The organism is Streptomyces fractus (assembly GCF_049844455.1).
GTDB classification, from domain to species: domain Bacteria; phylum Actinomycetota; class Actinomycetes; order Streptomycetales; family Streptomycetaceae; genus Streptomyces; species Streptomyces fractus.
In genome coordinates this window covers 913,131-934,155 of record NZ_JBMYHI010000002.1, presented here as the reverse complement: position 1 = coordinate 934,155, position 21,025 = coordinate 913,131, and the positions used below count along the sequence as shown (strand labels likewise).

The 21,025-nt window shown below is 70.2% G+C and carries 22 protein-coding genes; 15 read left to right on the top strand and 7 right to left on the bottom strand.

What is annotated here, in order from left to right:
- Positions 1 to 228 carry a hypothetical protein gene (locus ACP4E5_RS06360; RefSeq protein WP_425825744.1) on the top strand — a complete coding sequence of 76 codons (228 nt, stop codon included), beginning with the start codon at positions 1 to 3 and terminating at the stop codon, positions 226 to 228.
- Positions 225 to 404, top strand: coding sequence for a GNAT family N-acetyltransferase (locus ACP4E5_RS06355; RefSeq protein WP_425825743.1), 180 nt, complete (start codon positions 225 to 227; stop codon positions 402 to 404). The genes ACP4E5_RS06360 and ACP4E5_RS06355 overlap by 4 nt, the downstream gene beginning before the upstream one ends.
- Positions 405 to 483: 79 nt before the next feature.
- Here the strand turns inward: ACP4E5_RS06355 and ACP4E5_RS06350 are convergent, their stop codons facing one another.
- On the bottom strand, positions 484 to 1,527 hold the full coding sequence (locus tag ACP4E5_RS06350; protein ID WP_425825742.1) for an NAD(P)-dependent alcohol dehydrogenase: 1,044 nt from the start codon (positions 1,525 to 1,527) through the stop codon (positions 484 to 486).
- 141 nt (positions 1,528 to 1,668) lie between these two features.
- Entirely contained in the window at positions 1,669 to 2,022 is a 354-nt protein-coding gene (locus tag ACP4E5_RS06345; protein WP_425825741.1) for an ArsR/SmtB family transcription factor, read from the bottom strand.
- 115 nt (positions 2,023 to 2,137) lie between these two features.
- On the opposite strand from ACP4E5_RS06345, the gene ACP4E5_RS06340 reads away from it, so the two are divergent.
- Positions 2,138 to 3,250: an alkene reductase gene (locus ACP4E5_RS06340; RefSeq protein WP_425825740.1), complete on the top strand. Its 1,113-nt coding sequence runs from the start codon at positions 2,138 to 2,140 to the stop codon at positions 3,248 to 3,250.
- A 19-nt stretch (positions 3,251 to 3,269) separates the two neighbouring features.
- Here the strand turns inward: ACP4E5_RS06340 and ACP4E5_RS06335 are convergent, their stop codons facing one another.
- Entirely contained in the window at positions 3,270 to 4,145 is an 876-nt protein-coding gene (locus ACP4E5_RS06335; RefSeq protein WP_425825739.1) for a helix-turn-helix transcriptional regulator, read from the bottom strand.
- A 119-nt stretch (positions 4,146 to 4,264) separates the two neighbouring features.
- Here ACP4E5_RS06335 and ACP4E5_RS06330 point away from each other — a divergent pair, with 119 nt between their 5' ends.
- From ACP4E5_RS06330 to ACP4E5_RS06310, 5 genes are read left to right on the top strand one after another with little or no spacing between them, the layout of a single operon-like run.
- Positions 4,265 to 4,915, top strand: a complete 651-nt coding sequence (locus ACP4E5_RS06330) for a non-oxidative hydroxyarylic acid decarboxylases subunit B (RefSeq protein ID WP_425825738.1) — start codon at positions 4,265 to 4,267, stop codon at positions 4,913 to 4,915.
- Positions 4,905 to 6,332: a non-oxidative vanillic acid decarboxylases subunit C gene (vdcC, locus tag ACP4E5_RS06325; protein WP_425825737.1), complete on the top strand. Its 1,428-nt coding sequence runs from the start codon at positions 4,905 to 4,907 to the stop codon at positions 6,330 to 6,332. Before ACP4E5_RS06330 ends, vdcC begins: the two co-directional genes overlap by 11 nt.
- Before the next feature lie 43 nt (positions 6,333 to 6,375).
- On the top strand, positions 6,376 to 6,624 hold the full coding sequence (locus tag ACP4E5_RS06320) for a non-oxidative hydroxyarylic acid decarboxylases subunit D (RefSeq protein WP_425825736.1): 249 nt from the start codon (positions 6,376 to 6,378) through the stop codon (positions 6,622 to 6,624).
- A 49-nt stretch (positions 6,625 to 6,673) separates the two neighbouring features.
- Positions 6,674 to 7,369, top strand: a complete 696-nt coding sequence (locus ACP4E5_RS06315) for a HEAT repeat domain-containing protein (RefSeq protein ID WP_425825735.1) — start codon at positions 6,674 to 6,676, stop codon at positions 7,367 to 7,369.
- A gap of 38 nt (positions 7,370 to 7,407) precedes the next feature.
- Positions 7,408 to 8,832: a HEAT repeat domain-containing protein gene (locus ACP4E5_RS06310; protein ID WP_425825733.1), complete on the top strand. Its 1,425-nt coding sequence runs from the start codon at positions 7,408 to 7,410 to the stop codon at positions 8,830 to 8,832.
- Positions 8,833 to 8,850: 18 nt separating this feature from the next.
- Here the strand turns inward: ACP4E5_RS06310 and ACP4E5_RS06305 are convergent, their stop codons facing one another.
- The 3 genes from ACP4E5_RS06305 to ACP4E5_RS06295 are packed head-to-tail and all read right to left on the bottom strand — an operon-like array spanning position 8,851 to position 11,904.
- Positions 8,851 to 9,774, bottom strand: a complete 924-nt coding sequence (locus ACP4E5_RS06305) for a glycine betaine ABC transporter substrate-binding protein (RefSeq protein WP_425825732.1) — start codon at positions 9,772 to 9,774, stop codon at positions 8,851 to 8,853.
- A gap of 17 nt (positions 9,775 to 9,791) precedes the next feature.
- Entirely contained in the window at positions 9,792 to 10,715 is a 924-nt protein-coding gene (locus ACP4E5_RS06300; RefSeq protein ID WP_425825731.1) for an ABC transporter permease, read from the bottom strand.
- Positions 10,699 to 11,904 carry a quaternary amine ABC transporter ATP-binding protein gene (locus ACP4E5_RS06295; protein WP_425825730.1) on the bottom strand — a complete coding sequence of 402 codons (1,206 nt, stop codon included), beginning with the start codon at positions 11,902 to 11,904 and terminating at the stop codon, positions 10,699 to 10,701. The genes ACP4E5_RS06300 and ACP4E5_RS06295 overlap by 17 nt, the downstream gene beginning before the upstream one ends.
- A gap of 202 nt (positions 11,905 to 12,106) precedes the next feature.
- On the opposite strand from ACP4E5_RS06295, the gene ACP4E5_RS06290 reads away from it, so the two are divergent.
- From ACP4E5_RS06290 to ACP4E5_RS06270, 5 genes are all read left to right on the top strand, one after another.
- On the top strand, positions 12,107 to 12,910 hold the full coding sequence (locus tag ACP4E5_RS06290; protein ID WP_425825729.1) for an IclR family transcriptional regulator: 804 nt from the start codon (positions 12,107 to 12,109) through the stop codon (positions 12,908 to 12,910).
- Between the two features lie 116 nt (positions 12,911 to 13,026).
- A complete protein-coding gene (locus ACP4E5_RS06285; RefSeq protein ID WP_425841115.1) occupies positions 13,027 to 13,776 on the top strand; it encodes an IclR family transcriptional regulator in 750 nt (249 codons plus the stop codon).
- Between the two features lie 179 nt (positions 13,777 to 13,955).
- Positions 13,956 to 16,028 carry an oxidoreductase gene (locus tag ACP4E5_RS06280; RefSeq protein ID WP_425825728.1) on the top strand — a complete coding sequence of 691 codons (2,073 nt, stop codon included), beginning with the start codon at positions 13,956 to 13,958 and terminating at the stop codon, positions 16,026 to 16,028.
- Between the two features lie 22 nt (positions 16,029 to 16,050).
- The gene (locus ACP4E5_RS06275) at positions 16,051 to 17,325 is read left to right on the top strand and encodes an aromatic ring-hydroxylating oxygenase subunit alpha (protein WP_425825727.1); all 1,275 of its coding nucleotides are present in this window, start codon (positions 16,051 to 16,053) and stop codon (positions 17,323 to 17,325) included.
- A complete protein-coding gene (locus tag ACP4E5_RS06270) occupies positions 17,322 to 18,356 on the top strand; it encodes an FAD-binding oxidoreductase (protein ID WP_425825726.1) in 1,035 nt (344 codons plus the stop codon). Before ACP4E5_RS06275 ends, ACP4E5_RS06270 begins: the two co-directional genes overlap by 4 nt.
- 23 nt (positions 18,357 to 18,379) lie before the next feature.
- Here ACP4E5_RS06270 and ACP4E5_RS06265 read toward each other — a convergent pair whose 3' ends face one another.
- Positions 18,380 to 18,955 carry a TetR/AcrR family transcriptional regulator gene (locus ACP4E5_RS06265; protein WP_425825725.1) on the bottom strand — a complete coding sequence of 192 codons (576 nt, stop codon included), beginning with the start codon at positions 18,953 to 18,955 and terminating at the stop codon, positions 18,380 to 18,382.
- Between the two features lie 469 nt (positions 18,956 to 19,424).
- Here ACP4E5_RS06265 and ACP4E5_RS06260 point away from each other — a divergent pair, with 469 nt between their 5' ends.
- Together ACP4E5_RS06260 and ACP4E5_RS06255 are read left to right on the top strand one after the other, a co-directional pair.
- On the top strand, positions 19,425 to 19,913 hold the full coding sequence (locus ACP4E5_RS06260; protein ID WP_425825724.1) for an ester cyclase: 489 nt from the start codon (positions 19,425 to 19,427) through the stop codon (positions 19,911 to 19,913).
- Positions 19,910 to 21,019: a 3-oxoacyl-[acyl-carrier-protein] synthase III C-terminal domain-containing protein gene (locus ACP4E5_RS06255; RefSeq protein WP_425825723.1), complete on the top strand. Its 1,110-nt coding sequence runs from the start codon at positions 19,910 to 19,912 to the stop codon at positions 21,017 to 21,019. The genes ACP4E5_RS06260 and ACP4E5_RS06255 overlap by 4 nt, the downstream gene beginning before the upstream one ends.
- Positions 21,020 to 21,025: the final 6 nt, after the last annotated feature.

Below are 21,025 nucleotides of genomic sequence, written 5' to 3'. Positions count from 1 at the left end.
TTGTTCCGCGACCCGCAGGTGGCGCGGCTGACCGGGAGCCGTGACCGCGACGGGTTCGACGAGTCGCGGCTGCGTGCCTGGTACGGCACCCGTGCCGACCAGGACGACCGGCTGGATCTCGCGGTGGTGGAGCGGGCGACGGGCCGCGTCGTCGGGGAGGGCGTCCTCAACGAGTGGGACCCGGCCGACGAGAGCTGCACGGCCTGGGGACCGAGGCGACGAGGATGATCGTCGGATACGCCTTCGAGGCGCTGGGACCGCACCGCGTCCAACCTCCGCGCCCCGAGGGTGTGCTGAGGGACGCGTTGCTGTGGGACGGGGAGTGGGTGGACGCCGTCGTGATGTCGATCCTCGCGCCGGACTGGTTCCGTTCGCCGGCCGTCTTCGGGCCGCGGGCGACGTGACCTGCCGTGGTTCCGGTGGCGAGGACTGACACCGGAACCACCGCGGTTCCGAGAGAGCCCGGTGGTCGTGCGGCGAGGATCAGATGGTCGCGGCGTCGATCACGAACCGGTAGCGCACATCGCTGGCTTCCATGCGCTCGTAGGCCTCGTTGATGTCGGAGGCGGCGATGAGTTCGATCTCGGCGCCGAGGCCGTGCTCCGCGCAGAAGTCGAGCATCTCCTGGGTCTCGGGGATGCCGCCCATCGCCGAACCGGCGAGGGTCTTGTTGCCGGCGATGAGGGAGAAGAGGTTGAGGGAGATCGGCTCCTCGGGGACGCCGACGTTGACCAGCGCGCCGTCCGTCTTGAGCAGGCCCAGGTACGCGGCGAAGTCCAGCGGCGCCGACACCGTGGACACGATGAGGTCGAAGCTGCCCGCCAGTTCCTGGAAGGTGGCCGGGTCGCTGGTGGCGTAGTAGTGGTCGGCGCCCAGCTTCAGTCCGTCGTCCTTCTTGCGCAGCGACTGCGAGAGGACGGTGACCTCCGCGCCGAGCGCGTGCGCGATCTTGACGCCCATGTGGCCGAGGCCGCCGAGGCCGAGGATGGCGACCTTCTTGCCGGGACCCGCGCCCCGCTGCTTGAGCGGGGAGTACATGGTGATGCCGGCGCACAGCAGGGGCGCCGCGGCCTCGAGGGAGAGGCTGTCGGGGATGCGGACGACGTAGTTCTCGTCGACGACGACCTTCTGGGAGTAGCCGCCGTAGGTGACGTCGCCGTCACGGCCGATGGCGCCGTACGTGGAGGTCATGCCGCCGTTGGTGCACATCTGCTCCAGGCCGGCCTTGCAGTTGTCGCACTCGCGGCAGGAGTCGACCAGGCAGCCGACACCCACGCGGTCGCCGACCTGGTACTTGGTGACACCGGGGCCGACCTCGGAGACGACGCCGGCGATCTCGTGGCCCGGGACCATCGGGAAGATGCCCGGGCCCCAGCCCTCGCGGGTCTGGCTGATGTCGGTGTGGCAGACACCGGTGAACTTGATGTCGATGAGCACGTCGTGCTCGCGGACCGCACGCCGCTCGATGGTGGTGCGCTCCAGCGGAGCCTTGGACGTAAGGGCTGCGTACGCGGCGACAGTGGTCATGTCGTGGTTCTCCTCATGGGAGGGGGGAGGGGGAGTGGGCAGCCCTGTAGCCGTGTGTCGGCCGGGCCTGCTCCTCCACCGTAACGCATGTTCGCGTCGGCGCGTACATAGAGGTTGTGAGTGCGTCGGTGGCGTCAGGCGTCAGGCGCGGTCGCTGTCCGTGTGGGGTGTCACGCGCGAAGCGCCCTCCTTGAGGACGAGGTCGAGGAGGCCGGGGAACCGCTGGTCCAGCTCTTCCTTGCGCAGCGTGTTGTAGCGACGCGTGCCGACGTCGTGCTGTCGGACGACACCGGCCTCGCGGAGTACGCGGAAGTGGCGGGTGAGGACCGACGCGGTGACGTCCTGGTTGAACCCGTTGCAGGCCAGGCCCGGGGAGGCGGCGAGGGTGACGACGATGGCGAGCCGGGTGTCGTCGGTCAGCGCGCTCATGACCTTGAAGAGGTCGAAGTCGTCCACGTCGGGGTGGGTGAGCGGGGATGCGGTGCGGCTGGCCATAGGGGAAGGGTAACGCGAGCCTTATGTTCGCGCTAATGCGTACATGGGTTACGGTGGACGAGCGGGACGGTCCCCCTCCCGTAATCCCCTCGCATTGCCCTCCCTAAGGACGCTCATGTCTGTCAACACCTCCGAGAATTCGACTGTTCCGTCGCTTTTCTCCCCCGTCACCCTCGGGAAGGTCGAGCTCGCCAACCGCGTCGTCATGGCCCCGCTGACCCGGGTCCGCGCCGGTTCCACCGGTGTTCCCGGGGACCTGATGGCCGAGTACTACCGGCAGCGGGCGAGCGTCGGCCTGATCATCAGCGAGGGGACCTACCCCGACCACGCGTCGCAGGGCTGGGTCGGCGCGCCGGGCATCGCCACCGACGAGCAGGCGGCCGGCTGGCGCAAGGTGTTCGAGGCGGTGCACGCCGAGGGCGGCCGCATCTTCCTCCAGATCATGCACGCCGGCCGCGCCAACCACCCCGACATCAACGGCGGCCGCCGCATCCTCGCCCCCAGCGCGATCGCCATCGACGGCAAGACGTTCACGGAGAAGGGAGAGCAGCCCTTCGCCACACCGGAGGCGATGACCACCGCCGAGACACGGGAAGCCCTGGAGGACTTCGTCGCCGCGGCCCGCCGGGCCGTCGAGGCGGGCGCTGACGGCGTGGAGATCCACGGAGCCAACGGCTACCTGCTGCACCAGTTCCTCTCCCCGGCGGCCAACCAGCGCACCGACGAGTACGGCGGCTCGCCCGAGAACCGGGCCCGCTTCGTCGTCGAGGTGGCCACGGCCGTCGCCGAGGCCGTCGGCGCCGAGCGGGTCGGACTGCGCATCTCGCCGGAGATCGCCCTCGCGGACGTCTTCGAGACCGACCGCGACGACGCCCTGGCCACCTACGGCACGCTGATGGACCAGCTGCGCCCGCTGGGCCTGGCCTACCTGTCCGTCCTGCACGGCGAGCCGGGCGGCGACCTCGTGCAGGAACTGCGGCGGCGCTTCGACGGCAGGCTGATCGTCAACAGCGGCTTCCTCGGCGGCCAGACCACCCGCGAGGACGCGATAGGGCGGATCGAGGCCGACCACGCCGACGCCGTCGTCGTGGGCCGGGCCGTCATCGCCAACCCCGACCTCGTCGAGCGCTGGCGGAACGGGCACCCCGAGAACGAACCCCGCACCGAGCTGTTCTACTCGCCGGGCGCCGAGGGCTACACCGACTACCCCTTTCTCCAGGCGGCTTGAGGGCGCGCCCCCGGGGCCGTCAGGGCCCCGCCCGGAACGCCCCCGGTGTCACCCCGGTCCGCAGCCGGAAGAACTTCGTGAAGTCGCTCGGGTCGTCGAAGCCGAGTCGTACCGCCACCTCCTTCGCCGGGAGGCCGCTGTGCCAGAGCAGGCGTTTGGCCTCCAGGAGGACCCGGTCGTCGACGTACTGCTTCGCGGTGCGGCCCGCCGCGGCGAGAGTGGCACGGGTCAGCGTGCGCGGGCTGTAGCCGAGGGCCGCCGCGTAGTCCTCCACCCGGCGGGTCACCGCGTGGTCGCGTTCCACGGCCGCGTGGAAGCGGTGGAAGGTGCCGGACGCCGCCGTCGGGCCAGGCTCCGGGGCGCGTACCTTCGCGAGTCGTATCACCAGCACCGACAGCAGCGCGCGCAGCGCCTCGACGTGTGAGCCCAGGGGGAGCGAGGCCATCGACCCGTACTCGTACGTGAGGTGGTCGAGGGCCCGGCGTACCCCCTCAGCGTCCGCGCCGCGCGGTGTCAGCGGACGCTGTTCGTACGGCGGGTCCATGTGCGCGGCCGAGACGATCGCGGGCGGCAGGAAGCCCGCCTTGAAGACCACGTCCACGCCGTCCGCCGTCCTCAGGCCAGGGCCGAAGCGCTGCACCTGGCCCGGCCGGATCCACAGCCACGAACCGGGCCGCAGCTCGTACTCGACGAAGTCCACGGCCACCTGAAGCGGACGCTCACGCGCGCCGATCAACTGGTGGAACGCGGGGCGCAGCGGCGCGTACGGATCGTTGCCGTGGCGCAGCGAGCGGTCGTGGAGGTCGGCCAGCTCCTCGACCTCCACACCGGTCGGCGCGCCGACGTTCGGCGTGTACTCGAGGTCCTGGACGTCCGGGCGTTCCGAGCGGTCCACGCGGCCCGTGGTCCGTACCTGTCTGATTTTCCCCATCGTGAGTCCCGAGCGTACCGCTGCCGCCCCCGCCCCGCCGCCTAGCGTGAAAGCACAGGTCAGCGACGTGTGAGGAGTGCCCTGTGCGATTGGTCGTGGGAATGACCGGGGCGACGGGAGCCCCGTTCGGTGTCCGGCTGCTCGAGTGTCTGCGCGAGCTGCCGGAGGTGGAGACGCACCTGGTGCTCTCCCGCTGGGCGCGCACCACGATCGAGCTGGAGACCGGCCTGTCGGTGGCACAGGTGTCGGCGCTCGCCGACGTGACACACCATCCGGACGACCAGGGCGCCACCATCTCCTCCGGTTCGTTCCGCACCGACGGCATGGTCATCGTGCCGTGCTCGATGAAGACCCTCGCGGGGATCAGCGCGGGCTACGCCGAAGGTCTCGTGGCCCGGGCCGCGGACGTCGTCCTCAAGGAGCGGCGCAAGCTCGTCCTCGTCCCGCGCGAGACACCACTGAGCGAGATCCATCTGCGGAACATGCTCGAACTCGCCCGCATGGGAGTCCAGTTGGTGCCGCCCATGCCCGCCTTCTACAACAACCCGCGCACCATCGACGACATCGTCGACCACATCGTCGCCCGGGTCCTCGACCAGTTCGACCTGCCCGCCCCCGCCGCCGAGCGCTGGGCCGGCATGCGCGCCGCCCGCACCGCCCGTTCCGCTCGCGCCGCCTTCGCCGAGGGGCCCACAACGTCCGTACAGAACTCAGGAGTTACTCATGCCCTATGACGATCTGCGCAGCTTCCTCGGCACCCTGGAGAAGGAGGGGCAGCTACTGCGCATCTCCGAAGAGGTGCTGCCCGAGCCCGACCTCGCGGCGGCCGCCAACGCGACGGGCCGCATCGGCGAGAATGCGCCCGCCCTCTGGTTCGACAACGTCAAGGGCTTCACCGACGCCCGCATCGCGCTGAACGTGCACGGCTCCTGGGCCAACCACGCCCTCGCGCTCGGACTGCCGAAGAACACGCCGGTCAAGGAGCAGGTCGAGGAGTTCGCACGGCGCTGGGACGCCTTCCCCGTCGCTCCCGAACGCCGCGAGGACGCGCCGTGGCGCGAGAACACGCAGGAGGGCGAGGACGTCGACCTCTTCTCGGTCCTGCCGCTCTTCCGCCTCAACGACGGTGACGGCGGCTTCTACCTCGACAAGGCCGCCGTCGTCTCCCGCGACCCCGAGGACCCGGACAACTTCGGCAAGCAGAACGTGGGCACGTACCGCATCGAGGTCATCGGCGCGAACCGCCTCGCCTTCCAGCCCGTCCCGATGCACGACGTCGCCCAGCACCTGCGCAAGGCCGAGGAGGTCGGCGAGGACCTGCCCATCGCCATCACCCTCGGCAACGACCCGGTGATGGCGATCGTCGCCGGCATGCCGATGGCGTACGACCAGAGCGAGTACGAGATGGCCGGCGCGCTGCGCGGCGCGCCCGCTCCGATCGCCACCGCACCGCTCACCGGCTTCGACGTGCCGTGGGGCAGCGAGGTCGTCATCGAGGGTGTCATCGAGTCGCGCAAGCGGCAGATCGAGGGCCCCTTCGGCGAGTTCACCGGACACTACTCGGGCGGCCGCCGCATGCCCGTCATCCGCGTCGACCGCGTCTCGTACCGCACGAACCCGGTCTTCGAGTCCCTCTACCTCGGCATGCCGTGGACCGAGTGCGACTACCTCGTCGGCCCCAACACATGTGTGCCGCTGCTCAAGCAGCTGCGCGCGGAGTTCCCCGAGGTGCAGGCCGTCAACGCCATGTACACGCACGGACTGATGGTGGTCATCTCGACGAAGAAGCGGTACGGCGGCTTCGCCAAGGCCGTCGGCATGCGCGCGATGACGACTCCGCACGGGCTCGGATACGTGGCCCAGGTGATCGTCGTCGACGAGGACGTGGATCCGTTCAACCTGCCGCAGGTCATGTGGGCCATGTCGGCGAAGGTCAACCCGAAGGACGACGTCGTCGTCATCCCGAACCTGTCGGTCCTCGAACTCGCGCCCGCCGCCCAGCCCGCCGGCATCACCAGCAAGATGATCATCGACGCGACGACCCCGGTGGCACCCGACGTCCGCGGCAACTTCTCCACACCGGCCAAGGACCTGCCCGAGACGGCCGAGTGGGCGACGCGTCTCCAGAACATGATCGCCGCCCGCCACTGACCCTCCGCCGCAGCCCTCCTTCCCTCAAGAAAGGCCAACTCCCATGAACAGCAAGCTGGTTGACGGCGCCGAGTGCCCCCGCTGTCCCGCCGACACCGTCACCCGCATCGCCACGTCCCCCGTCCCCGGCGTGTGGGACGTGCTCCAGTGCACCCGCTGCCTCTACACCTGGCGCACGAGCGAACCCGACCGCCGCACCCGCCGCGATGCCTACCCCGAGGCCTTCAAGCTGACGGACGCCGACATCGAGAACGCGATCGAGGTCCCGGCGGTGCCGCCGCTGCGCGTTTGACCTTGACACGGTGACAAGGTCTTCACTGCTTGCCGAGGAGGTGGTCTCTATGACGATCACTGGGCAGGACACGGAGGCCTCGCGCGCGCTGCGGGGGCTGGAGGCCGGCGACGCGTCGGTGCGGCTGCGGGCCGCGATGGCGGTCGGCTCGGCGCCCGACCCGCAGTTCGTCGGCAAGCTCGTCGAGCGATGCGCGGTCGAGCCGGAGTTCTTCGTCCGCGACATGCTGACCTGGGCGCTCACCCGCCACCCGGCGGCCCTGACGCTCCCCGCGCTGGTGCGCGAGGTGCGGTCGGGGCCGGCGCAGGCGCGCGGCCAGGCGCTGCACACGCTCTCCAAGATCGGCGACCGGAGCGCCTGGCCGGTCATCACGCGGGAGCTGCTGACGGACCCCGACGACGATGTGGCGCGCAGTGCCTGGCGGGCCGCCGTCGTCCTCGTACCGGAGGACGAGGAGGAGGCCGGCGCGAAGGCCGACCTCGCCGCCCTGCTCGCGACGCAGCTCGGCCGGGGCGGCCGGGACACGCAGCTCAGCCTGGGCCGGGCCCTCGTCGACCTCGGCGACGTGGTGGCCCCCGTACTGCGCGCCGCGGCGACGGCATCCGACCCGGACGTGCGCGCGCACGCCCTCGCCACGCAACAGGTGCTGCGCGACCCGGACACCGGGTTCGGCTTCGCGATCGAGGAGGCGAAGCGCGTCGTGGCCCTCGACGGGGCTCCCGTGATGGACGATGAAGTGTGTTGATCGGTGAGGTGGCGCGAAGGTCCGGGGTCAGTGCCCGCATGCTGCGGCATTACGAGTCGCTGGGCCTCGTGCGGCCCTCGCAGCGCACGGGTTCCGGGTACCGGGAGTACTCGGGCGACGACATCCGGCGGATCTTCCACATCGAGAGTCTGCGCTCACTGGGGCTCTCACTGCGCGAGATCGGGCGCGCGCTCGACGAACCGGGCTTCACGCCCTCGGCGCTCGTCGGTGATCTCATCCGGCAGACGCGTGAACGCATCGCGGCCGAGACCGAGTTGCTCACGCGCCTCAACCGGATCGACGCCGCGGAGCCCGGCGGCTGGGAGGACGTCCTCCAAGTCGTCGCGCTGCTCCAGGCGTTGAGCTCGAAGAACGCCGACGCCCGGCAGCGTGCGGCCCTTTCGTCGGGCGGCCAGGACGCGATGCCCGTGGAGGCCCTGGTCGAGGCGGTGTTGAGCGAGACGGACACGAATGTCGCCGGGGCCCTGCGCTGGGCGCTGGTGCGCACGGGCGGCGCCGACAGCCTGCCGCTCCTGGTGGAGGCGCTCGGCTCGCCGCTCGGCGCCGTACGGGAGCGGGCCGCTGAGTGCGTCGCCGAACTGCCGGGCGACGAGGCCACCGCGGAGCTGCGACGCGTCCTCGCGAGCACCGACGCCGTGGTCCGGGGGCGCGCCGCAGTGGCACTCGGCAACCGGGGCTCGGCCGACGCGGTCCCGGAACTGCTCGACATGATCGTGGCAGGCAGGAACGACACCGACGCGGCGGACGCGCTGAGCGTACTGGCGAGCGGCACCACTCCGGCGGACGGCACGACACCGGCGGACGGGACCGCACCGGTAGACGGCAATACACCAGCGGACGGCACCGCACCGGCGGACGGGACCGCACCGGTAGACGGCAATACACCAGCGGACGGCACCGCACCGGCGGACGGGACCGCACCGGCGGACGGGACCGCACCGGCGGACGGGACCGCACCGGCGGACGGGACCGCACCGGCGGACGCCACCGCACCGGCGGACGGCACCGCACCGGCGGACGGCACCGCACCGGCGGACGGGACCGCACCGGCGGACGGGACCGCACCGGCGGGCGCCAACACACCGGCGGACGGGACCGCACCGGCGGAGCGCACCGCACCGGCGGACGCCACCGCACCGGCAGACGGCAACACACCAGCGGACGGCAACACACCGGCGGACGGCAACACACCGGCGGACGGGACCGCACCAGCGGAGCGCACCGCACCGGCGGAGCGCATCGCGACCGCGCTCGTCGATCGCCTCGGCCGCCTCGCCCGCCCCGCCACCGACGCCCCCGCCCGCGGCCGGCTCACGCAAGCGCTCGCCGGTATCCCCGGGGCGACGGCGACACACGCCCTCGTCGAGCTGTCGGCCGACGAGGACCGCGCCGTGGCGCTCACCGCCACGTACCTCCTGCGGCTGCGCGACGGCGAACGGTGAAGTGCCGTGCCGGTGGGGCTACTTGAGCCAGCTGTCCACCAACTGCTTGTTGTCCGCGATCCACTCCTTCGCCGCGGCCTGTTCGTTGCCCGTGCCCTTCTTCTGGAGGAGGAGTTCCAGGCTGCCCAGTTGCTGGCTGGTGAGGTGGAAGTTCTTCAGCCAGCCGGCGACCTCGGGGTTGGCCTTGGAGTAGCCCTTGGAGGCGACCATCTGGACCTTGTCGGGCTTGCCGTAGGCCTTCTTGGTGTCCTTGAGGACCTTCAGCGGCATCGAGGTGTAGGCCCAGTGCGGACGCCAGAGCGTGACCACGATGGGCTTCTTGTCGTTGACCGCCTTCTTCAGGGCGGACAGCATTGCGGACGTGCTGGACTCGGTGAGCTTGTACTCGCTCTTGAGCCCGTAGTCCGGCAGCACGGGGGAGCGGGTCAGGCGCATCAGGCCCGAGCCCGCCTCGATACCGACGATCTTGCCGCCGAACTCGCCGGCCTTCCCCTTCAGGTCGTCGATGGTGTTGACGTCCTTGACGTACTTGGGGACGGTCAGGTTGAGGTCGGCCGGCTCGTACCAGGTGCCGAGCTTCTCCATCTTGGGGCCGAGCTTCTTCCAGTACGTCTCGTGGGTGACCGGCAGCCAGGCGTCGAGGTAGACGTCGGCCTGCTTGTTGGCGATGCCCGTGTAGGTGCTGGCGATGTCCAGGTCGCGGGCCTCGACCTTGTACCCCTTGTCCTCCAGGATCTGCTTCCACAGGAAGGTCGCGGAGACCCCCTCGTCCCAACCGGCGACGTAGGCCAGCTTGACCGTCTTCGAGCCGCCGCCGCTGTTGTCGTCGGAGCCCCCCTCGACCTTCGAGGTGTTTCCGCTGCATGCGGTGGCGAGCAGGGTGAGGGCGGCGGCGGTGCAGCCGAAGAGATAGGTGGTGCGGCGGCGTCGGTTGCGGATCATGGCTGGAGCTCCTGTCTTCACGCGGAAACCGGAGTGGTGGACGAGGCGGGAGAGGGCGACTTCTCCGTGTCGGCCACCGGGGTCGTGCCGGTGCGCCCGCGGCCCGGACGGCGGCGTATGCGGGGGGTGGCGAGGGCGCTGGTGACGCGGTCGAGGAAGATGGCGAGGAACACGACGGCGAGGCCGCCCTGGAAGCCGATCCCGACGTCGAGCTGGCTGATGCCGCGCACCACGATCGTCCCCAGACCGTCGGCGCCGACCATGCCGGCGATGACGACCATGGACAGCGCCAGCATGATGACCTGGTTGATGCCGGCCATGATCGAGGGCAGGGCCAGCGGGAGTTGGACACCTCGCAGGATCTGGCCGTGCTTCGCGCCGAAGGCGTGCGCGGCCTCCACGACCTCCGGATCGACCTGCCGGATGCCCAGTTCGGTGAGGCGCACGGCGGGCGAGATGGCGAAGGCGATGGTGGCGACGACGCCGGGCACGAGACCGATGCCGAAGAAGAAGACCGCCGGAATGAGGTAGACGAAGACCGGCAGCGTCTGGAGGAAGTCGAGGACGGGCCGGACCAGGGCGCTGGCCAGGGAACTGCGGGCGGCCCAGATGCCGATCGGCACGCCGATGACCACGGCGAAGACCGAGGCGACCACCACGACGGCGAGCGTCTGCATCGCAGGCGTCCACAGCCCCATGCCCTGGATGAGAAGGAACGCGGCGAGGGTGTAGACGGCGAAGAACCAGCCGCGGGCGACGAACGCGAGAACGGTGAACACCGCGATGATGACCAGCATGTGAGGAGCCGTCAGCACGAAGAGGACCGCGTTGACCAGTTCCGTCATCACGGTGGTCACGGCGTCGAAGAGGCCGCTGAGGTTCTCGGTCAGCCAGTCGACGGCCTTGTTGACCGGGGTGCCGAGATCAACGCTGAACAGCATCGGCCACCTCCTCCTGTGAGCTGCCTGATGCTTCGGAAGTATCGTCCGCTTCAACGGAGTTGGGGGCCCGCGGGGCGGAGAGAGCGGTGAGCAGCGCCGCGCGGGGCACGACGCCGAGCAGCCGCCCGTCGTCGTCCGTCACGGCCAGCGGCACCGCGTACCGCCCGGCCGCCGCGAACAGATCCACGAGCAGCGTGTCGGGGCCCGCCCGCCCGTACGCGTCGGTCAGGCACTCCGGGCTGTCGCGCAACGAGGCGTGCCCCGCCTCGGCGGCCCGTGCGACGGCGTCGTCGTGGGCCACACCGGCGACGCGTCCGTCGGTGTCGAGTACGTAGACGGCCCCCGCCTCGATGTCCGCCAGGGAGCGCAGGACGTCACGGGGATCGTCGTCGAGGCCGGCCGTCGTCAGCGGGTCGCGCATGACGGCGCGGGCGGTCAGCACGCGGGAGCGGTCGACGTCGGAGACGAAGTCGCGTACGTAGTCGTCGGCGGGGGAGTCGAGGATGTCGGTCGCGGTGCCGAGCTGTACGACGCCGCCGTCCCGCATCACCATGATCCGGTCGCCGAGCCGCATCGCCTCGTTGAGGTCGTGGGTGACGAAGACGATGGTGCGGCGCAGATCGCGTTGCAGACCGAGCAGGAGGTCCTGCATGTCTCGGCGGATCAGCGGGTCGAGCGCGCTGAACGGCTCGTCCATGAGCATGACTTCGGCGTCCGTGGCGAGCGCGCGGGCCAGGCCCACGCGCTGGCGCATGCCGCCGGACAGAGCGCTGGGATAGGCGTCGGCCCACTTCTCGAGGCCGACGGTGCGCAGCGCCCAGTCGGAGCGCTCCTGCCGCTCGGCGGCGGTGCCGCCGCGCAGCCGGATGCCGTACGCGGCGTTCTCGCGGACCGTGCGGTGGGGGAAGAGCGCGAAGTGCTGGAAGATCATGTTGACCTTGCGGTTGCGCAGCTCGCGCAGGTTCGCGTCGTCCATCGTCAGCAAGTCCCGGCCGTCGACGCGGAGTTCGCCCGAGGTCGGTTCGATGAGACGGTTGAGCATCCGCAGCAGAGTCGACTTCCCGGACCCGGATAGGCCCATGACGACGAAGAGTTCGCCTGGTTCGACGGTGAAGGAGACATCGCGCACCGCGTGCACCGTGTTGTCGGCGGATTCGAAAACCTTGTTCAGCCGTGCTGCTTCTATCACCGTGCCCCACCTCCAGGGGTCCGCGCGGGGCGGTTGGAACAAGTCCGGGCTGGTGTTTCGCATTGCGCAACAAATGTGCAGTACGGTGTGACGATGCCGTTGATCCTGACGGCGGTCAAGGCTCTTGCATCCGGGCAACCGCGAATTAACGTCTACGGGCGGCGAGTTGGGTCGCCGAGGCGGAGAGCTGGAGGGCGCTGTGGTGAGGACCGGCAGCCGTGGGCGAGCGCGCGACCGTGCGGTCCAGTCCGTCGACCGGGCGGTGTCGGTCCTGCAGATCCTGGCCGTACGCGGGCCGTGCGGCGTCACCGAGATCGCGGGGCAGCTCGGCGTCCACAAGACGACCGTGTTCCGGTTGCTCGCCACTCTTGAGGCGCGCGGTCTCGTCGAGCAGGGCGCGGGCCGCGGCCGCTACCGCATCGGTCACCCGCTCACCGAACTCGCCGCCGCGGCCGCGAAGAACACCGATCTGTTCCTGCTCAGCCGCCCCGTCTGCCAGGAGCTGGCCGAGGCGGCGGGCGACACCGTGAACGTCTCCGTGCGCGAGGGCCGCGACGTGGTCACCGTGGGCCAGGTGGCGGGCGAGGCGTCGATCGCCAGCGTCGACTGGGTCGGCAGGCGCTGCCCGCTGCACGCCAGCGCCGCGGGCAAGATCTTCCTCGCCCACCCGGCCCCGGACCGGCACGGGAGGCTCCCCGCGGAATTGCCCCGGGGCAGGCGCCTGGAACGGTTCACGCCCCGCACCATCACCCGCCAGGAGCACCTCGCGAAGGAGCTCGCCGCCGTACGCGAGCGCGGGTACGCCGTCTCGTTCGAGGAGTACGAGATCGGCCTCGTCTCCCTCGCCGCGCCGGTCCGCGCCGTGGACGACACGGTCGTCGCCGCCGTGACCCTCGCGGGCCCCGCCTTCCGCATCCGCGAGGACACCGTCCCCACGCTGGCCGTGCACCTGCTGAAGGCCGCCGAGCAGATCTCCTGGCGACGGGGGCGGGTCAAGCGGGGCTAGGTAGGGCCTGTCCGGGGTCCCCGCTGCCCTGTCGGCGCGATCGCCGCCGGTGTGCGCAGGCCCTTCCTGGATAGGCTCCCCGTATGAGCAGCAAAGGTCGCGTGCGGGACACGTCGGTGCAGTCGGTGGACCGGGCGGTGTCGATCCTCCAAGTGCTGGCCGTGCAGGGGCCGTCCGGCGTCACGGAGATCGCCGACGCCCTCGACATCCACAAGTCGACCGTCTACCGGCTGCTCTCCACCCTTGAAGCGCGCGGCCTCGTCGAGCAGGACAGTGAGCGCGGCAGCTACCGCATCGGCTACACGGTGGTCGAGCTCGCGGGCGGGGCGACCAAGGGCAACGACCTGTCGCTGCTGAGCCGGCCGGTCTGCCAGGAGCTCGCCGTCGCCGTGGGCGAGACGGTGAACGTGGCGGTGTACGACGGCGAGGCCGTCATCAGCATCGACCAGGTGCTCGGCAACGCGGCGATCACCAGCATCGACTGGGTCGGCAAGCGCACCCCCCTGCACGCCACGTCGGCGGGCAAGGTCTTCCTGGCGCACATGCCGCAGCCGGAGGCCGCAGGGATCCTCGAGCAGCCGCTGGAGGAGTACACGCCGCACACCATCACGGACCCGGCGCTCCTGAAGGAGCAGTTGCAGGGGGTCCGCGAACTGGGTTACGGCGTCATCAGCGAGGAGCTGGAGATCGGGCTCGCCTCGCTGTCCGCCCCCATCAGGTCGCTGAACGGCGAGGTCATCGCCACCGTGACCGTGTCGGGGCCGACGTTCCGGATCAACGACCGCACGATCTCCGGGCTCGCCGAACAGCTGGTGGCGGCCGGCGAGAAGATCTCGTGGCGCAAGGGCTACATCCGGCGCGGCTGATTACGCAGCGGTAGGGGTTGACGACGCGGTCGCGTGCGCCGCACATTTGTCTCGCATCGCGTTGTTGTTTCGTATCGCGAAACGGGAACGTGGCGACGTCGTCGTCACGCAGCCATGCCCGTTGCCCCCGCGTCATCACGTCCGGGCCACAGAGCTTCCCTGCCTCCCTTGGAGCTGTCGTGCGCGCACCGAACACGAACCTGGATCCCCTGCTCCAGCCCTTCCGGCTGAAGCACCTCACCTTGCGCAACCGAGTGGTCAGCACGTCCCACGAGCCCGCCTTCGGGGAGGACGGACTGCCCAAGGACCGGTACCGCGCCTACCACTTGGAGAAGGCCCGCGGCGGCGTCGGCCTGACGATGATCGGCGGCTCCGCGGTCGTCTCCCCGGACAGCCCGCCCTCCTTCGGCAACCTGCTGCTCTACCGCGACGAGATCGTCCCCTGGCTGCGCCTGCTCGCCGACGACGTGCACGAGGCGGGCGCGGCCGTCATGTGCCAGGTCACCCACCTCGGGCGCCGTACCAGCAACTACACGGGGGACTGGCTGCCGGTGGTCGCCGCCTCCCCGCTGCGCGAGCCCGCGCACCGCGCGTTCCCCAAGGCCGCCGAGCCCTGGGACCTGGACCGGATCGTCGCCGACTACGCGGCCGCGGCGGTGCGCTGCGAGGAAGGCGGCCTGGACGGCATCGAGTTGCAGTCCTACGGCCACTTCCTCGACGGCTTCCTCTCCCCGGCGACCAATCACCGGGACGACGCGTACGGCGGCGACCTGGAACGCCGGATGACCTTCCCCCGGCGGGTCATCCGCGCGGTGCGTGAGGCGGTCGGCCCCGACTTCGTCGTCGGCATCCGCATGGCGGTGGACGAAGCCCTCCCCGGCGGCCTCGCCTTCGCCGAAGGGATCGCCGCCGCCGAGCAGTTCACCGCCGACGGCATCGACTTCGTCAGCGCCATCCGCGGCACCATCGAATCCGACGCCTCCCTGTCGAGGACGATCCCCTCGATGGGTACACCGCTCGGCCCTTTCCTCGACTTCACCGGCGAGATACGTCGCCGCCTCGACATCCCCGTCATGCACGCCGCCCGTATCGCCGACCCCGCCACCGCCCGGCACGCCCTGCGTGAAGGCCTCCTCGACCTCGTCGGCATGACCCGCGCGCAGATCGCCGACCCGCACCTCGTCGCCAAGATCCGCTCCGGTGACGAGGACCGCATCCGCCCCTGCGTCGGGGCGAGTTACTGCCTGGACGCGATCTACGACTCCGGCGACACCAAGTGCATCCACAACCCGGCCACCGGCCGTGAACTCCAGATCCCCCACACCGTACCGATCTCAACCGGGCATCGGCGCAAGGCAGTTGTCGTCGGCGGCGGACCCGCGGGACTTGAGGCCGCCCGCGTCTTCGCCGAACGCGGCCACGACGTCGTACTGTTCGAGGCGAGCGACCAGGCGGGCGGGCAGATCCGGCTCGCCGCCCAGAACCCGCGCCGCCACGACCTCCTCGGCATCGTCGACTGGCGCGTAGCTGAGTGCAAACACCTCGGCGTCGACCTGCGCCTGGGCGCGTACGCCGAAGCGTCCGACGTGCTAGCCGAACACCCCGACCTCGTCATCATCGCAACGGGCGGCCTCCCCAACCGCTCCTTCCTGACCGAGGGGGATGGGCTCGTCGCGGACACCTGGGACGTGATGTCCGGCTCCCTGCGCCCGCGCCCCGGCAGCGACGTCCTGATCTACGACGACCACGGCGGCTACCCGGCCATGGACGCCGCGGAACTCCTCGCCACGCACGGCGTCCGGCTGGAGTATGTGACGCCGGAACGCACCCTCGCGCCCGACGTCGGCAGCATGAACTCCCCTGCGTATCTAAGGGCGTTCACCGAGCACGACGTCACCGTCACGCTCACCCGACGCCTGCGCTCCGTGCGCCGGGGCCGCGACGGAGACGGGAGCGGCCGGTTGGTGGCCACCCTGTTCAGCGAGTACACCGGCACCGACACCGAACGCGTCGTCGACCACGTCGTCGTCGAGCACGGCACCCTCCCCAACGACGAGCTGTACACCGACCTGCTGCCCGCCTCCCGCAACCTCGGCGAGGTCGACCACCGGGCCCTCCTCGCCCGCGAGGCACAGACCGTCGTCCGCAACGAGGCGGGCCGCTACCAGCTGTTCCGCATCGGCGACGCGGTCACCAGCCGCAACATCCACGCCGCCGTGTACGACGCGCTGCGCCTGTGCCTGCCGGTCTGACGAGCCTCCGGAGCGACACACCATGACTGTTCACACCCCCGGCACCGACACCGCCACCGAAACCACCCCCGCCGACCTCGTCGCCCGCCGCACCCCAGGACACAGCCTCGAAGCCCCCTTCTACGTCAGCGACGCGTTCTTCCGCCTCGACGTCGACGCCGTCTTCGCCCGCAGCTGGATCTTCGCGGCCGCCGAGGCGGAACTCCCCGAACCCGGCGACTACGTCACCGTCACCGTCGGCCCGTACTCCGTCATCGTCGTCCGCGACGACGAAGAAGAGGTGAGGGCCTTCCACAACGTGTGCCGCCACCGGGGCGCCCGCATCCTCAACGACGAGTGCGGCTCCGTCGGCAACATCGTCTGCGGCTACCACCACTGGACGTACGGAGTCGACGGGACGCTGCTGCACGCCGAGTCGCAGCCGCCCGACTTCGACCGCTCCTGCTTCGGCCTGCGCGCCGTCCACGTACGCACGGTCGCAGGCCTCGTTTTCCTGTCCCTGGCCGCCGAACCACCCGCAGACTTCGACGAGTTCGCCTCCCGCGTCGAGCCCTACCTCGCGCCGCACAACCTGGCGCGCGCCAAGGTGGCCCAGCGGATCGACCTCGTCGAGCACGGCAACTGGAAGCTCACCATGGAGAACAACCGCGAGTGCTACCACTGCGCGGGCCACCCCGAACTCCAGCGCTGCTACTTCCCGCTCTACAACTTCACCGAGGACGAGGTGCCGCCGGGCATGCGGGCCACCTTCGAGCGTTTCCAGAAGGCCGACGCCGAGGCCCGTGCCACGTACGAGTCCCTCGGCCTGCCCCACGCCACCATCGAGGAACTGGTCGACCGTCCCACCGGGTTCCGCGTCCAGCGCGAACCGCTCGACCTCGCGGGGGAGTCCTTCACCCCCGACGGCAAGGCCGCCGTGCGCCGCCTGCTCGCCGACTTCCCGACCGCGCGCCTCGGCCACCTCGGCCTCCACCTGCAACCCAACGCCTGGTTCCACTTCTCGGCCGACCACGCGGTGCTGTTCTCCGTCATCCCGCTCGCCGCCGACCGCACCCTCGTACGCACCACATGGCTCGTGCACGCGGACGCCGAGGAGGGCGTCGACTACGACCTCGACACCCTGACCGGCGTGTGGGTGGCCACCAACGAACAGGACGCGGTCTTCGTCTCCCGGGCCCAACTGGGCGTGCGCAGCCCCGCGTACGCACCCGGTCCCTACAGCCCGACCGAATCGCAGGTCGAGTCCTTCGTCACCTGGTACATCACCCGCCTCGAAGCGCACATGGAGGGGCCATGACGACAGCGACACTTACGGCGGCGGGACTTCCGCCCGCCTGGGCCGACGGCCTGCTGGTGTGTCGGCAGGTCCACGACGTGACGGCGGACGTGCGGACCTTCGTCCTCGCCCCCACCGAACCGCGGCTGTTCCGCCACGACCCCGGCCAGTTCCTCACCCTCTGCCTGGACATCGACGGCGAGCCCGTCGAGCGCTGCTACACCCTCTCCTCGGCGCCCACCCGCCCCGACCTCGCCACCATCACGGTGAAACGCGTCCCGGGCGGACATGTGTCCAGCTGGCTGCACGACCACCTGACCCCCGGCGGCACGGTGTGGGCGCGCGGCCCCCTCGGCCGGTTCACCATCAGCCGGCACCCCGCCCCCAAGTACCTGTTCCTCTCGGCAGGCAGCGGTGTGACCCCGCTGATGTCGATGACCCGCACGCTGTACGACCTGGCCCACCCCGTGGACGTCGTCTTCGTCCACAGCGCCCGCACCTTCGACGACGTCATCTTCCGCCGCGAACTCGACTTCATCGCGGCCGCGTCACCCAACTTCCGGGTACGCCACCTGCTCGACGACCAGGGTGACCAGCTGAACACCCAGGTGCTGCGCTCCCTCGTCCCCGACCTCACCGAACGCGAGGTGTTCACCTGCGGACCGGCGGGCTACATGCGGGCCGTGCGCGAGATGCTCGCCTCCGACGGCTTCGACATGTCCCACCACCACGAGGAGAGCTTCACCTTCGAGCCGCCGGCGGCAGCGGAACCGGTGCCCGCCGTCGGCACCGGCTTCAAGGTCCAACTGGCCCGCACCGGACGCACCGTCGAGTGCGACGCCGAGACCCCCGTCCTGACGGCCGCCGCCCGCGAGGGCATCACGCTCCCCGCCTCCTGCGCGCAGGGCATGTGCGGAACCTGCAAGACGACCCTCGTGTCCGGCTCCGTCGACATGCACCACGCGGGCGGCATCCGCCCCCGCGAGATCGCCGACAACAAGATCCTGCTGTGCTGTTCGACGCCGCGGGAGGATCTGGTGATCGACGTGTAGCCCCCGCGGTCGCAGGCGCCGGCTCATCTCTCGACGTTGCTCAATGTCCCCAGCGCGGCGAAGACGGAGGAGTCGATGACGGTGTAGGCGTCGTGCACCCACTGTTCATCGGCGCTCGCGGACGACTTGGCGTCGATCACCGTCAAGTCGTTCAGCAGCAGTCCGAGCGCCATATAGACCTTCATCTGGACGGGCTCCACCCCTGCCTGCTCGGCCAGTTGGCGCCACTGATTCCCGTATGCCTCCCGGACGGCCTCGCGTACCTCTTCGTTGGCGCAGGCGGCGAAGGCCTGCCCCTGGATCAGTACGTCGGGGTTGTTCTCCAGGTTGGACCGGTACTGGTTTCCCATCGCGACGAGCGCATTGACACCGGACAGCCCCTCGGCGGCGTCCAGCATGCGCGCCGTCGACTGGGTGAACGAGATCTGGACGCATTCGACGAAGAGTCTCGTCTTGCTGCCGAACAGTCGAAAAATGTACGGCTGCGTTACTCCGGCCGCGCGTGCAATGACCTCGGCGGAAGTCCCGAAGAGTCCGGTCCGGGAGAACTCGAGCATGGCGATATCGCGAATCTGCGCCCGCCGTTCGGTCGATGACATACGAGTTTTTTGCATGGCTCATTGTGTCATACGTGGTGGGCCGGGAGAGGGGGCAGGGGGTGCTCGGTCGGACGCCGCGGCCGAGGCCGGCCTTCCGGTTGCGGGGCGGGTACGAAGTGGAAAGTTATCACTAACTAGAAGTAGGCATCTGTGGGGTGCAGGGCCTCTCGCGAACCCATGAAGATGCAGGTCATCAGGTTCTTCGAGGGTCTCACCAACTTGTATGTAGCTACTTACTTAGTGCTTGCGGTGCTCGACGGGACGGGCTACAGTCATGTGCATCGGATCACGGCCGCCACGTGCTGTGGCCCGAGCGTTCGCGACTGGTCTGAGCCAATCCGGCGCGCGGTTCGAATTGCGCGCCTGAATTACTTCACGTTTCTGCAGGTGTGGTCGGTTCTCGAAAGCGGAACCGGACGGCGAAATTCTTCGAGCGGCTCCTGAGTGCCGACATTGAAGGAGAAGAACGATGCGAGCGACACGGCCCTCGGTCGACATTCCGTCGGGCGGCCTCGGGTGCGAGATCTGGGAATCCTGGACGGGCTTGTGGAACGGTACGGGGGAGGCGGATCCCGCCACCTTCATCGCCGATGGCGTGACCGTCCACCTGCCCACGTTCGGGATGCCGCCGTCGGCGTCGCTGAGCACCCGCGAGGACGTGACGCAGTGGATCGCCGGCTTCCGGAACTGCTACCGGCCGGGCGCCCGCTTCGTCGCGGAACTCGGTCCGTGGCTCATGGAGGACCGGTTCGTCATGGCGCGCTGGCATTTCACCGGCACGTGGCAGGGCGGCGTTCCGGCGACGGCGACCGCGCCGGCCGGCACGGAGGTGTCGATCCGGGGCGTCGACATTCTGCGGCTCGAGGGCCGCCGTATCGCCGAGTACTGGCTGACCGACGACCAACTCGACCTGTACGGACAGCTCGGGGCCGCGATCCCGGAGGGGGCCCGGTCGTGACGGCCGACCAGGGGGACGTCATGGGTTCCCGGCCCGAGTCATTACGCGCGGCCCCGGGCGGGGCGGATGCCTTTCTCGTCGGCAGCGCGGTCGAGCTCCCGGTGGGCGTGGAGCGCTCCACCGATGCCGTGCGCCAGGGGCGGATCTCGCGCGAGGAGGCGAACCGCCTGGATGTGGAGAGCGTGCATGTGGGTGCGGAACCGGCGCCTGTGCTCGCCGCGGCCGCGGCACACCAGGCCGCCGTCGAAGCGGGCATCGACCCCGATCACGTCGGTTACCTGATGCACAGTCACATCTACTACCAGGGACACGACTTCTGGTCCCCCGCCCACTTCATCGCACACGAGGCGGGATTCCAGCAGTGCGTCCCGATGGCCATCGGGCAGATGTGCAACGGCGGCGCCGCTGCCCTGGACATCGCCGTCAGGCGGATCCGGTCCGCGGGGCCGGGTGACCCGGCCCTGAGCGTGGCCACTACGGCGGACACCTTCGGCGGCCCCGGCTTTGACCGCTGGGGCAGCGATTACGACACCGTCTACGGGGACGGCGGCACCTGTGCGATTCTCGCTCCTGGCCCCGGCCCGCACACGCACGCCCTGCGCATCCGCGCCCTCGGCTCACGGGCTCGGTCGCGGTTCGAGGCCATGTACCGCGAGGGCGACGCATTCGGGACCACACCACACCGACTGAGGCCCGCCGTCGACGTCAAGGCCACCAAGCGCGCCTTCTTCGAGCGCTCCGGTGGCACCGAGGAGTTCCGCGACACGGCCGTCAAGACCATCGGTGAACTCGTCGCTGACGTCATCGCCACCGCGGGCATCCGCGTCAGCGACGTACGGGCCACGATGCTTCCCCGGCTGAGCCCCAAGGTCCTCGACCTCATGTACTCCGGGGCGATCGACTCGCGCCTGCGGCCCACCCTGCGCTGCGAACGCCGTACGACGGGGCACCTGGGAGCGGGCGACTTCCTCGCCAACCTGGACCACCTGCGCCGCACCGAGCTGATCGACGAGCGACAGTACGCGCTCGTCATCGGCGGTGGCGGCGGCTTCACTTGGTCGGCCGCGCTCGTACAGAAAGTGGGCCCCGCCGCTCCACGTGGCTGACGCGCG